We start from the raw sequence: 13,023 nt of genomic DNA, 5'->3' as shown, positions 1-13,023 counted from the left end.
GGCGACTGTCGTGCTGATCAATCTGTTAAAAATTATTGGATCAAACGTTTTATAACCTTGGCATTTGAGTAGTTGGGAGAAATCCAGTGTTTGGACTTATGATGGACCGTCCGTTGCTGATATCGCAACTGATTGAACACGCGGCGGAGTATCACGGCGAAACAGAGATCGTTTCACGCTCGGTCGAGGGACCGATCCATCGTTATACCTACGCGGATGCGGGCCGGCGCTCACGCCGGCTCGCGAAAGCGCTGGCAGCATTGGGCGTCGCCCCGGGCGACCGGATCGGCACCCTCGCCTGGAACGGCTATCGGCATTTTGAAGTGTATTTCGCGGTCTCCGGCATCGGAGCCATTTGCCACACTATCAACCCGCGCCTGTTCCAGGAGCAGATCGCCTATATAATCAATGATGCAGAAGACCAGTTCATCTTCGCCGACCTCAACGTGCTCGCCATTCTCGAAGGCCTAGACAAGAGCTTGAGCGGCGTTCGCGGCATCATAGTGATGACAGATCGGGCGCACATGCCTGCGCAGAGCGTGCTAAAAAATCTGCTTTGTTACGAAGACCTCGTCATGGCTCAGGAAGAAACATTTGAATGGCCCGAGTTCGACGAGAACACCGCTGCCTCGCTTTGCTATACATCTGGGACGACTGGAAACCCAAAGGGCGTTCTTTACAGCCATCGATCGACAATACTTCATGCATTTGCGGTCAACGGCGCAAACGCCATAGGCCTGACGGCCGATGACACAATCCTCCCCGTTGTGCCGATGTTCCACGCCAATGCCTGGGGCATTCCCTACGCGGCGCCCATGGTCGGCGCCAAACTCGTGTTTCCGGGCTTCAAGATGGACGGCGCAAGTCTGTTTGAACTGTTCGAGGCTGAGGGGGTTACGGCAGCGGCTGGCGTACCGACGGTTTGGCTTGAGCTTCTGCGCTTCTGCGAAACCGAATCACGGAGCCTGGACTCGCTGCAACGAACACTGATTGGCGGATCGGCGCCGCCGCGCGCGATGATCGAACGGTTCGACAAGGCTCACGGGGTTCGGGTTCTTCAAGGTTGGGGCATGACCGAGATGAGCCCTCTGGGAACGATCACTTCCATGCGGCGCGGCGAGCGCGATTTGCCGGCGGAGGCGCAGTACGACCTTATCGCCAAACAGGGACGCCCGATCTTCGGCGTGAGTTTGAAGATCGTCGATGACGCCGGTCGCGCTTTGCCGAAGGACGGGGTCGCTTTCGGGGATTTGCTCGTTCGAGGTCCATGGATCTCGGGGTCCTACTTCCACGGCGTTGACCCTTCGGCATTCACAGAAGATGGGTGGTTCAAGACCGGGGACGTCTGCACGATCGACCCGCACGGTTATATGACCATCACTGATCGCTCCAAGGATGTGATCAAATCCGGCGGCGAGTGGATCGGTTCGATCGACCTTGAGAATATCGCGATGGGCCATCCGTCCGTGCAGGAGGCCGCGGTCATTGGCGTTCCACATCCCCAGTGGGACGAGCGTCCCCTGCTCATCGTCGTGAAGCGACCGGAGGCGGACGTGACCCGCGAGGACTTGTTGAAGACCTTTGAAGGCAAGGTCGCAAAATGGTGGATGCCGGACGACGTCGTCTTCGTCGAGGCCCTTCCGCACACCGCAACGGGAAAGCTTCTCAAATCAAGGTTGAGAGAGGAGTTTCGCGACTACAAGCCGATTTCAGCCGGGGAATGAAAGCGAAGGCGACATAGGCTGCTCATTCGCTCTGAACGAGGCGATCCATCGGCCTCATCTCATCGTTCAAACGGCGGTCAACCCGTAGGGTACGCGTTCGGTCAGTGCGTCAAGAAACATCAGCGTCGGAGACCGCGTTTCAGCGGCTCGGCGCCCAGAAAATGTTCGAGACGGACGACCCGCCCGCTGAGCGTAGATTTCGAGGCTCCGAGCAGTCGAGGCGCCTGTGTAAACCCTCCAGTCTCCACCTTGGCGAAGACATCCAGATCGCGAGGTCCAGCATCTGGGTCATCCGGCCAAAGGCGAATGCGCCAGAAGCGATCCGGACGGAGGCGTCGTCAGGGCGATAGCCGGTCGGATGTTCCTCGGGTCCGCGAACCACCGCCCCACATTCGAGAGCGCTCACGCCGTGAGCCTTGAGACGAGCCTGAGCAGATCGGCGGGGCGGATGGGTTTGGACAGGTATTCGTCGGCCCCTGAATCGGATGCGGCCGCGATGTGCTCGGGCATGACGTTGGCCGACAGGATGGCGATCGGGGTTCGCGCGAGGCCCAAGCGTTCTTCGAGGGCGCGAATCTCCCGGACGGCGGTCAGCCCGTCCATAACCGGCATCTGCATGTCCATAAGGACGAGGTCGAACCGTCCGGACTGGAAGGCGGCGACGGCTTCGGCGCCGTCGACGGCCGTGGTGCAGCGCGAGCCTATCTGCTCGAGGATCATCGTGGCCACCTTGAGATTGATCGGATGATCGTCGGCGATCAGGACGGTGAGGGTACGGCCGATCTCGATCTCGTCGCCTTCGATGACGATCGATCCGGACGGCTCGCAGGGCTCGAACGGGAGGTCGATCCAGAATGTCGCCCCCTCGCCCGGGATGCTGTCATAGCCGATCCGTCCTTTCATGAGGCAGACGAGTTCGCGGGAGATGGCCAGCCCAAGGCCGGAACCGCCGAATTTGCGCGTGATCGTGCCGTCGGCCTGCTGGAAGCGGGCGAAGAGATCGCCGGAGGCCTGTGGGTCGAACCCGACCCCGGTGTCGGCGACCACTACCCGGACACAGCCGGCCTCGGGCAGGGTGACGATGACGGTGACCTGGCCCCGCGTCGTGAACTTCACCGCGTTCGAGATCAGGTTGTTCAGGACCTGACGCAGACGATTGCCGTCACCTAAGATGAAGCGATCGGCGTCCTCCGGCAGTTCGAGGACGACGGCGACTCCCTTCTCCTGCGCGCGCAGGGTGAACAGGGCGCAGGCCGAGCGAACCATGTCCCCGAAATGGTAGGGGACGTATTCGAGGGTGACCTCACCGGCCTCGATGCGGGCCATGTCCAGGATGTCGGACAGCAGGGTGGTCAGGGTGTCCGCTGAGGACTGGATGATCTGGACGAGTTCACGATCCGGTGCCGAGAGCGGAGATCGCGCCAGCAGATGGACCATGCTCACCACGCCGTTGAGAGGCGTTCGTATCTCATGGCTCATGTTGGCTAGGAACTGGCTCTTGGAGACGTTGGCGCTTTCGGCCGTCAGCCGCCCCTGCTCCATGAGCCGGAGTTTCTGGGCCAGCTGGTTCGAGGCGGCGATCGCAAGCACGACGAACAGCAGGCCGGCGACGCCCATCTGGGCGGTGAGCCATGGCGGATGGCCGGCCATCAGCACCGAGGCGGTGACGGCGCAGAAGCAACCAATGTGGGGCAGGATGGAGGCCCAGGTCAGGTGCCGGGAGCCTGCGCAGGCGATCACGCCGTTCACTATGGCGCCGGCGATAACAAGGATGGCGGCGATCACCGAGAGATCCTGGCCGCCGAAGGCCTGCCGGACTGCAAAGGCGCCGAAGACGAGATTGTTGAGGGCGATGAAGCCGACCGCCCGCCATGCCCAGACGGTCGAGGGCGTCCAGTCCTCCGACTTCCGCGACACCCGAAAGCCCCAGAACTCGAGCGCCTGGAGGATCGAGTAGACCAGCAGCCAGGCCAAAGCGAAGGGCCACCCTGTCATAGTGAAGAAGGCCACGGCGATGACCACGCCGAGTCCGATCCGGGTTCGCCACTGCCGGGCTCGCGCCACCATGGCGCCGCCAAGACGGCTGAGATCGCCCTGGTTCATGTCATCGCCCCTTCACGGGCGCCCGAGAGCCATTGCGACCATCGAATCAACGCGTTCGCGCAAGCCTGGCGCCGGAAGACACCGACGGCCAGGAGCGGCACCATAACAGCATGCTGAACAGCGCGACGAGGCCGACGACGCCCCCAGCGCGCCATTGAGTGCCCGCCCACCCCGGCTCACACGACCGTTCACGGTCCGGAAATTCGCTGTCTGCTGTCAGGCCGCTCAACTGAGATCCACGATCCTGACGAGCCGGTCGCCGGAGATGGTGAAAAACGACGCTCCGCGCAGCACCACGCGCTCCCCGGCCCTGAACTCTCCGAGGTCCACGGCCGGCGTACCGGTCCAGTCCACCTCGGGCGCCACATGATCCCCGGCGATGACCGCAGTTCGAACCTCCAGCCGCCGGAGCGTGAAGGTTTCCGCCGCCTGGGCTGCGAGGCGGGCGAAGGCATCGCGCCCGTCGATGCGCAAGGAGGGCCTGGTGTTCGAGACGTTTTCGAACACCACCGTCTCCGAGACGCACGCGACCAGGGCCTCCATATCCCTCCGATTGTAGGCGTCGAGATATCGGTGGATGATGTCCGGCAGGGCGGTCCGTTCAGGCATTGCCGGGCTCCTGGCTCGCGGACCAAGACATGTCGCTGACATCCTTCCCGATGCCCCCGCAATACCGCGCATAGAGGGCAATGACGATGTAGCAGACCACCGGAATGACGAAAGCGATCCGCAGGGTTGAGACGTCTGCGACATAGCCTGTCAGCGGCGGGACGATGGCCCCGCCGACGATGGCCATACAGATGATGCCGGACCCCTCCGCTGCGCGTTTACCGAGACCGGCGGAAGCCAGGGTGAAGATGGTCGGGAACATCACCGCATTGAACAGGCCGACGGCGAGCAGCGCGTAGCCGGAAATTGCGCCGGTCGTGAACACCGACAGGGCGATCAACACAACGGCGCCAAGGGCGACGCTGGCCAGTACCTTCCATGGGGCGATGAACCGCATGACCCACGCGCCGATGAAGCGACCGACCAGGGCGCCGCCCCAGTAGAGGGCGAGGCGCTCGCCGGCGCCCTGTGCCGGCAGGGCCAGGGTGTCGGCCTGCATCAGATAGTTGGTCATCAGGCTGGCGACCGCGACCTCGGCGCCGACATAGACGAAGATGCCCAGAGCTCCGAAGGCGAAGCGTGGCTGCTTGAGCAGGTTGAAGGCGCTGAGGAAGCCGATGGTCGGCGCCTGGTCTTCCACCAGACGATTGCGATTCAGCCAGACCACACCAGCGACGACCGCCAGGGCCACGGCTATGCCGATGTAGGCGTGGGTGATGACGGCGGATTCCGCAGCGCGGTAGGCGGTCAGGGCCGTTCCGCTCAACTCCGCGGCGCTCACCGTCGCCAGCGACCCCAGGATCAGCGTGGCGCCGACCCAGGGAAAGAGTGTGGTGCCGAGCGAGTTGAAGGCTTGGGCGAAGGTCAGACGGCTCGAGGCGGTGTCGGGCGCGCCCAGCATGGAGATCAGCGGATTGGCGACGACCTGGACCAGGGTCACCCCCGCCGCCAGGACGAACAGGGCGCCGAGGAAGGCCCCGAACAGGCCCGCGTTGGCGGCAGGAATGAACATCAGGCAGCCGGCCATCATGATCAGCAGGCCGACCACGGCGCCGCGCATGTAGCCGACTTTCTGGACGAGGGCGGCCGCTGGCAGGGAGACGATGAAATAGGCGGCGAAAAAGGCCGTCTGGATCAACATCGCCTGGAAATAGCTGAGCGAATAGAGCTCCTTCAGCTTGGGCACCAAGACGTCATTGAGGCTGGTGATGCCGCCGAAGATGAAGAACAGCCCGAAGACGAACCATTGCAGATAGCCGACGCCTCCCTTCGGGCCGCTCGACGACGGGACGGTGTCATTTGCGGGCGTGGCGATCATGGGGTGGTTTCCGGTCAAGGGCGGCGTCTTTTGGAAGCGGGGCTTTGTGTCAGGGCGCCGTCGGCGCGGTTTCGGACACGACGTCTGGATAGCGATCCAGAAGGACGCGGGTGACCCCGTTGGTCCAGCCAAAGCCGTCCTGCAGCGGATACTCCCCGCCGCCGCCCGGGCGCTGTTGCTCGACGTCGTATTTCTCGAGCATCTTGCCGGTCTCGCGGTAGACGCGGTCGACCGTGCCGAGCCAGCGCGTGCCAATGGTCTCGGCTGTGGCGCGATGCCCGTAACGGTCGAGGCCCGAGATTGCGACCCATTGCAGCGGCGCCCAGCCGTTGGGAGCGTCCCACTGCTGTCCGGTGGTCAGGGCGGTGGTGCGCAGGCCGCCGGGCGCGATCAGGACGGCCTCGGTCTGGCGCGCCGTGTCGCGGGCTTGGCTGCGGTTCGCCCAACCCGTGAACAGGGGATAGAGGCCCGCTGCGGAGACGCTCGACGTCATCCGGCCGGTCCGGCGGTCCCAGTCTCCGAAGCGGCGCTCCGAAACGCTCCAAAGGTACCTGTTCATGGCGCGTTTTCGGGCTCCCGCGCGGCGATCGAAGTCCCGCACGCAGGCGCGCTCAGCCAGGGCCCGGCAGTGGGCAGCAATGGTCCGCTCGAGTGTCCAGAGCAGGCTGTTGAGGTCGACCGGCACGATCTCGGTCGTGTGCAGGGTGGCGATGTTCTGAGGATCGTCGAACCAGCGCGAGCTGAAGTCCCAACCGCTCTCCGCCCCGGAGCGCAGGTCGCGATAGACCTCTGCAGCGGACCGGCCCGTCGCCTCGCGCGCTGTGGCGACGTCCTCGGCCCAGCTTTCATCGCGCGGCGTGTCGCGGGAGTCCCAGTAGCGGTTGAGCAGGGCGCCGTCCGGCATCCGCACGACGTGGTCGCAGGCGCCGGTCGCGGCGACGCAGTCGGCCCCCTTCATCCAGAAGGCGTACTCACCCTGCATCGCCGAGAGCTGGGTCCGGCGACTTCCGGAGTCCGTGCGGTCGGACAGTCCGACCATCAGGGCGAAGAATGGCGGCTGAGACCGGCTCAGATAATAGGTCCGCGCGCCATTGGGGATGTGCCCGTGTTCGGCAATCAGGACCTCGAAATTCTCCAGCATGGACTCGACCAGGGCGTCCTGCCCGTCAGCCTTAAGGCCCAGCATCGTGAAATAGGTGTCCCAGTAGTAGATCTCGCGGAAGCGGCCGCCGGGGACGACGTAGGGCGACGGCAGGGCCAAGGCCGAAGAGCCCTCGACGGGCTCCAGCGGCGCGCGTGTCAGCACAGGCCAAAGCGCCGCGATATGGGCCCGCAGCGACAGGCCTTCCGCAACGAGAGGGGTATCCGGTGTGGGCGACGCGTCCGGGACGATGAAACGGGCCTCGACGAAGGCCCGCAGGGCTGCTTCGCCCTCCGGGCGTTCGCGCGCGTAGTCCGCCATGATCTCGGCCACGGGGCGGCGGGGCACGGCGTCCACGAAGGTCTTGCCGTCCCCGAACACCTTGCCGGCCTGAATCGCTTCGAACAGGGGACCATAGAGGTCGGCGGGCGTCGGGTCGGATACCCGCGCCGCAGTCAGCACAGTCGCGGCCGCGACGGCCAGGACAAGACGATGGAGGAAAGGGCCTGTCGAGAACATCAGGGGAGACTCTGGAAATTGACCGAGGGCCGGCCTGGCGCACAAGCGCAGGCAGCGGGCTCTCTGTTTGGGGTCAGGGAGGCAGAAAACCTGCGGTTGCGGGTCACGGCCGTGCGGCGTCCCGGGCCGTTGCGGCGGGCGGTTCGCCAAGATGCTGATCGAAGAACCGTGCGATCAGCCCATATGCCTCCTTCGACTCCGGCAAATCCGGCCAGACGAAGAAGGCGTGCCACAGACCGTCGAACAGGAAGAGGTGGGACTCGACACCGACCGCCGCCAGCCGGCGATGCATGGTCGTCAGGGTGGAGGCGGCGAAGTCGCGACCGCCGGCGAGCAGCAGGGTGGGTGGAAAACGCGCGATGACGGCGTCGTCGGTCGCGGGATAGGCCTCCGGGTCATCCAGCGCCACTCCCTCCATATACTTGTTGGGGATGCCGATGCTTTCCGCGGCGGCGGGCGGCGGCGCCGTGCCGCCCGTCGTCGCCTGGCCGAGGAAGATGCTGTCCCCGCCATAACCCGAGCCCGTTCCGCAGAAGGTGCCGATTGCGCCGGGGGCAGGCAGGTCGTGGGTCTGGAACCAGGCGGTCGCCTGGGCGACGACGACGCCGCCGGCCGAGCAGCCATAGAGGCCGATGTTTTCGGGCCGATAGGTCTTCAACAGCTCGCGATAGACGGCGGCGACATCCTCCGACGCGGCGGGATAGCGGTGCTCGGGCGCCAGACGATAATCGACAGCCACCACCTTGATCCGGCCGACCGCCGCGACGGGAATGGCCTCGACCAGCGCGCCGCTGCCCGATCCCCACATCCAGGCGCCGCCATGGACATTGATCAGGACCCGATCCGTATTCCGCTCCGACACGCCTTCGGTCGGCATGACGACGTCGACCGGCACGCCGCCCAGGGTCAGTCGCTCCTCGCGCGTCGAATAGAGGGCTCGCATTTCTGCGAGGCGGTCGTCGTTGTAGCGCCCGTAGTGCGCTCGAGCCCTGGCGATATCGTCTCCGAAGACGAAGGGCGGTTCATGCATCAGCCGACCCGCCAAAACGCGCGCCTCGGGGCTGGCGAAGTTGGAATAGGGCAGGACAATCGGCGGGAGATGCGCAGTGGACGGGTCCTCGACGGCACCGGCCGCCGGGGCCTGCGCCAGGGCTGAAGACGTTCCGGCAATCAATGCGGCCAAGACGGCCGCTACGAGGCGGATCCGGTTCATCATGAAGCGAGCCCCTGAGATCGAGAAAGGTCAGACCCGGCGATATCCGCGAGGACGCGAGCGCTCGGCTTGACCGTGCGTTTGAACGTCGTGCGATCCACGGCCACGAGCCCGAACTTTGGACCATAGCCGGCGAACCACTCGAAATTATCCAGCAGCGACCAGTGCAGATAGCCAATCACCGGCACGCCGTCGCTCCGGGCCGCGAGGACGGCCGCCGTCGCTGCGGGGATGAAGCGTGCCCTCACGCGATCGTCCTCAGTCGCCAGCCCATTCTCCGTGACGAGGATCGGGCGGCCGGTCTGCGTATAAGCGTAGCGGATCGAGCTGCCGATGGCCTGCGGATAGAATTCGTCGCCCATCTGGGTCCGCTCCGCGCCTTCGGGTACGGGGAGCGGACCCTCGGCGCCGATCAGGCTGCGGCTGTAAGTCTGGACACCCAGAAAATCATCTTGGCGTGCCTCTGCGAAGAAGGGCGCATAGACTGCCGCTCTCTTGTCCTCGATCCGGCTGTCAGCGTCTTCGGCCTGATCGTCCGGAATGGCCAGGGTCATGCCGACCGGAAGGTCGGGTCGAACTGTCTTGATCGCCCGTCGCGCCAATCGGTGCGCCTCCAGGACGGGGGCGACCATAGCCGCCGCATCTCCCGTGTTCATCAGGGAGAAGCGGTCCGACCCGCTGGCCTTCGCTGCGGCCGCGAGCATATCCGTCATGGTCTGGCGAACCGTCGGGTCCGGGGTTCGGCCCCATTCGCCCAGAAGCTGGAGATTGGGTTCGTTGAACGTCACGACATGGCTGACGCCTTCGCCCAGGTGGCGAATGACCCGCTCGGCGTGGCGGGCGAAGGTCGTCGGCGCATCCAGGTGGAACCAGCCGCCTTTGGCCGCGAACCAGCGCGGCGAGGTGAAGTGGCTGAGGGTGACGATGGGGGCCAGACCCGCCTCACGGCAGGCGACGACCATGCGCCGGTAGTGCTCCAGGGCCGACAGGGAGACCTGGCCCTCGGCGGGCTCGATGCGGGACCATTCGACGGAGAACCGATAGGCGTTGAGGTTCAGTGACCGGACGATTTCCACGTCCTCGCTCCAGCGCTCGAAGCTGTCGCAGGCATCGCCGGACGGCTCGCTGAACAGGGTCGGCTTGACCTGTTCAAGCAGCCAGATGTCGCTGGCAACATTGTTGCCCTCGACCTGGTGCCCGGCGGTCGCCGCACCCCACAAAAAAGGCACCGCGCCCTCGCCGCGAACGGCGTTTGCCGCGGCGGGGGCCGCTGACGTCCGGGTGGCGAGGGCGGCGGCGAGTGTCCCGGCCGTCAGGATGGCGCGCCGGCTCGGGGTGGGGGAGGATAGGCGGGTCATGAGGCGCTCCGGCTGTCGAGAACGTCTTCTCCCAGGCGAAGACGCAGCAGCTTCTTGTCGATCTTGCCCACGCTGGTGCGCGGCAGGGCCTCGATCAGGATCAGCCGATCGGGCGCCGCCCAGCGGCTGAGCTGGCCGGCGGTCACCATGGGTGACATCCGGTCTTTTAGGGTCTGGAGCGAGGGTGTGCAGCCGGGGCGCGCCACCGCGAAGAGCACGGGGCGTTCGCCCCATCGCGCGTCCGGTGCGCCGACGACGGCCGCCTCGGCGATGTCCGGATCTCGCAGCGCCAGATCCTCGATCTCGGCGGAGGAGACCCATTCGCCGCCCGTCTTGATGACATCCTTCAACCGGTCGCAGATGACGATGTCGCCCTGCGGCTCACGTGTGGCCACATCCTGGGTATGCAGCCAGCCGCCGGACCACAGAGCCTTGCCGGCTTGGGCGCTGTTGGGGTAGGACTGTGTCAGCCAGGGCGCGCGTACGACGATCTCGCCCTGTCCATTCGCCACGCCGGAAACATCCTCGCCGCTCTCGTCGTGCAGCCGGATTTGCACCAGGGGAATCGGACGGCCGGCCCAACGGCGAACCGTTTCCGGTGGCCGGACATCCTCCAGGTCATGCCGCGACAGGGTCAGCACTGGGCACGTCTCCGACATTCCGTAGCCGGCCACGGCGGTGATCCCGGCGGCGGCGGCGGCGCGCATCAGGGACTCAGGCAGGGCCGATCCGCCGATGATGATGGTCCATGGCCCGAGCCGGGCGTCGGGCCCCGCTTCATCCAGCATCATCTGCAGGATCGTCGGCACGCAGTGGGAATAGGTGACAGCCTCGTCCCGCTTCAGCGCCAGCAGGCGGGCGGGAACGTAGCGTCCCGGATAGACCTGTTTAAGCCCCAGCAGGGTCGCCACATAGGGCAGACCCCAGGCGTGGACATGGAACATCGGCGTCACCGGCATGTAGACCGACTCACGCCACAGCCCCTGTTCGACCGGCTGCTGCCCCATGGCAAGACCCACCGCCAGCGTGTGAAGCACGAGCTGGCGGTGGCTGAAGGTCACGGCCTTGGGCAGGCCCGTGGTGCCCGTGGTGTGGAAGGTCGTGGCCAGGGCGTTCTCGTCGAAATCGACGAAGGAAAAGATCGCATCGCTGGCTGACAGCAGGGCCTCATAGTCGCCGACTCTGGTCTCGACCTCGACCTCGACGGCGACGCCGTCGTGGCAGGTTATGATGACGCAGCCCGGTTGAAGGGTCGGCCGCAGCGCCGCGAGATCGTCCGCGAAATCCGAATGGACGATGATTGCGCGCGGACGTGTGTCCTTGAGGACGTAGGCTATCTGATCCCGGGACATCCGCACGTTCACGGTCTGCAACACCGCCCCCATCATCGGGATGGCGAAATAGGCCTCCAGATAGCGATGACTGTCCCAGTCCATCACCGCGACGACGTCGCCCTGTTCCACCCCGTGGGCGGAGAGCACGGCGGCCAACCGCCCGATGCGGTGGTTCAGCGTTTGATAGTCGTGACGCCGGCCATCGGATCCGACGATCTCCCGCCCACTGCGGGCGTCCAGGGCGCTCTGCAGCAGATGCCGGATCAGCAGGGGATAGGCATAGGCGTCCGGCGCCGGATCCGCGAAGCGAAGCGCCATGGATTAGGGTGCCGGCGCCGCAGCCGGCATGACCGGGGTCGGCCGCTGGCCCGTGGTCGTCCAGGTCTGAAGGGCGTCGAAGGCGGCGCCGAGCTGACCCGGGGTGAAGCCGCAATGGGCCAGGCCGTCCAGTCCCGTGCCGGTGAGGGGCATGGTGATCTCGGGGACGGTGATGGCCAGCAGGCGATCGGCGTTGCCGGCGGCTTCGACCTTGCGGATCAGGCCCTCGAACTGGCTGTAGGGAACGAGGGAGTCGATGCGGTTGTGAATGGCGACGAGGGGGATGGAGAACCGGCCCGTCGAACGTCGCCAGCGATCCGCATAGGCCACTGCCGAGGGGGTGGCGCGGACACGGCCGATGTCGCGGTTGAGGGCTGCAGCCTCTTCGGCGGTCAGCAGGGGGCTGGCGTAGACCCTGGCCGAACTGTCGTAGATGCCCCCCCCGAAGGTCGCGTTCATATCGTCCATGCCGAGCGACACGGTCATGATCGGCACGATGAGGGAGGCGGGTTCCGGCGTGACGCCGGTGATTGAGGCGATCTTGTCGATGATCTGCGCCTCGCGTCCGCCCGGCGTCTCCTTTGCGGCCTTGAACAAGGCGGCGATCGGATCGGCGATCCGTTTCATCTGCACCAGACGGAAGGCTTCGTTGAGAACGCCGATGGCGTTGGGCGCGATCGGGGACAGGGCCGAGCGATTGAGGTCGGTCTCGCCGGGGAGGGCGTACTCGGTGTCGCGGGTATAGTAGGCGTAGAGGGCTCGCAGATCGATCAACAGGCCGACCTCATCGGTCCAGTTATCCACCAGACCGCAGCCGGACAGGGCGCCCTTGAAGGCCGTCGGCTCGGTCTCGATGATGGCCATTACGATATTGCCGCCCATCGAGCCGCCCGCCACATAGGCGTCCGTCACGCCCATTCTGTCGAGGAAGGCGCGGAGGCGCAGGGTGTTTTCGACGGCGGATTCGACGCCCACTCCGGCCTTGTCGAAATCGCTATGGGCGATGGCGAAGCCTTGGGCGTAGGCCCCCTTCATCAGGCCGCCAGACGGATCCTTGTCGGCCGGGTCCTCGGATACGGCGATGGAGCTGCCTGGCACCGAATAGCCGTGGGCGAAGACCAGGGCCTGGCCGTTCCAGTCGGCCGGAATAGCCATGGCGAAATGGTCGCCTTCGAGCTTTCCGTTGACGGTGAAGCCGCCATCCTCCCGGGTCTTGACCTCCACATCCGTCGCCTGCTGGGCCGAGGCCCTCGCCGCGAAGGAAGCCTGTGCCGGTTGCAGGTCGGCATTGGCCGGGGTGCTGCAGCCGGCGCCCGACAGGACGGCGGCGACGGCCAGGGCGGCGATAGACGCTCGCTTGAATCCGGGATGCGGCTTCATCAACAT

The 13,023-nt window shown here is 65.5% G+C and carries 10 protein-coding genes; 1 reads left to right on the top strand and 9 read right to left on the bottom strand.

The window, feature by feature from the left end; genetic code table 11:
* Positions 1–86: 86 nt before the first annotated feature.
* On the top strand, positions 87–1,724 hold the full coding sequence (locus ACP693_RS02420; protein WP_425986831.1) for a 3-(methylthio)propionyl-CoA ligase: 1,638 nt from the start codon (positions 87–89) through the stop codon (positions 1,722–1,724).
* 119 nt (positions 1,725–1,843) lie between these two features.
* Here ACP693_RS02420 and ACP693_RS02415 read toward each other — a convergent pair whose 3' ends face one another.
* The 9 genes from ACP693_RS02415 to ACP693_RS02375 form a co-directional block, all read right to left on the bottom strand.
* Entirely contained in the window at positions 1,844–1,990 is a 147-nt protein-coding gene (locus ACP693_RS02415) for a LysR family transcriptional regulator (RefSeq protein ID WP_426029323.1), read from the bottom strand.
* A gap of 136 nt (positions 1,991–2,126) precedes the next feature.
* On the bottom strand, positions 2,127–3,827 hold the full coding sequence (locus ACP693_RS02410) for an ATP-binding protein (protein ID WP_425986833.1): 1,701 nt from the start codon (positions 3,825–3,827) through the stop codon (positions 2,127–2,129).
* A gap of 225 nt (positions 3,828–4,052) precedes the next feature.
* Positions 4,053–4,436: a nuclear transport factor 2 family protein gene (locus tag ACP693_RS02405; protein WP_425986835.1), complete on the bottom strand. Its 384-nt coding sequence runs from the start codon at positions 4,434–4,436 to the stop codon at positions 4,053–4,055.
* Positions 4,429–5,754 carry a sugar MFS transporter gene (locus ACP693_RS02400; RefSeq protein ID WP_425986837.1) on the bottom strand — a complete coding sequence of 442 codons (1,326 nt, stop codon included), beginning with the start codon at positions 5,752–5,754 and terminating at the stop codon, positions 4,429–4,431. The genes ACP693_RS02405 and ACP693_RS02400 overlap by 8 nt, the downstream gene beginning before the upstream one ends.
* 49 nt (positions 5,755–5,803) lie before the next feature.
* Positions 5,804–7,414, bottom strand: coding sequence for an alpha,alpha-trehalase TreF (treF, locus tag ACP693_RS02395; protein WP_425986839.1), 1,611 nt, complete (start codon positions 7,412–7,414; stop codon positions 5,804–5,806).
* A gap of 103 nt (positions 7,415–7,517) precedes the next feature.
* A complete protein-coding gene (locus ACP693_RS02390; protein ID WP_008260296.1) occupies positions 7,518–8,630 on the bottom strand; it encodes an alpha/beta hydrolase in 1,113 nt (370 codons plus the stop codon).
* Positions 8,627–9,985, bottom strand: coding sequence for a glycoside hydrolase family 1 protein (locus ACP693_RS02385; RefSeq protein WP_425986841.1), 1,359 nt, complete (start codon positions 9,983–9,985; stop codon positions 8,627–8,629). Before ACP693_RS02385 ends, ACP693_RS02390 begins: the two co-directional genes overlap by 4 nt.
* On the bottom strand, positions 9,982–11,637 hold the full coding sequence (locus ACP693_RS02380; protein ID WP_372691484.1) for a long-chain-fatty-acid--CoA ligase: 1,656 nt from the start codon (positions 11,635–11,637) through the stop codon (positions 9,982–9,984). The genes ACP693_RS02385 and ACP693_RS02380 overlap by 4 nt, the downstream gene beginning before the upstream one ends.
* 3 nt (positions 11,638–11,640) lie before the next feature.
* Entirely contained in the window at positions 11,641–13,023 is a 1,383-nt protein-coding gene (locus ACP693_RS02375) for an alpha/beta hydrolase family protein (protein WP_426019206.1), read from the bottom strand.

The sequence above is a fragment of the Brevundimonas sp. TWP1-3 genome (genome assembly GCF_049896085.1).
In the GTDB taxonomy this organism is placed as follows: Bacteria; Pseudomonadota; Alphaproteobacteria; order Caulobacterales; family Caulobacteraceae; genus Brevundimonas.
Note: the sequence above shows the minus strand (reverse complement) of the source record. Positions and strands in the feature narration are given on the sequence as shown.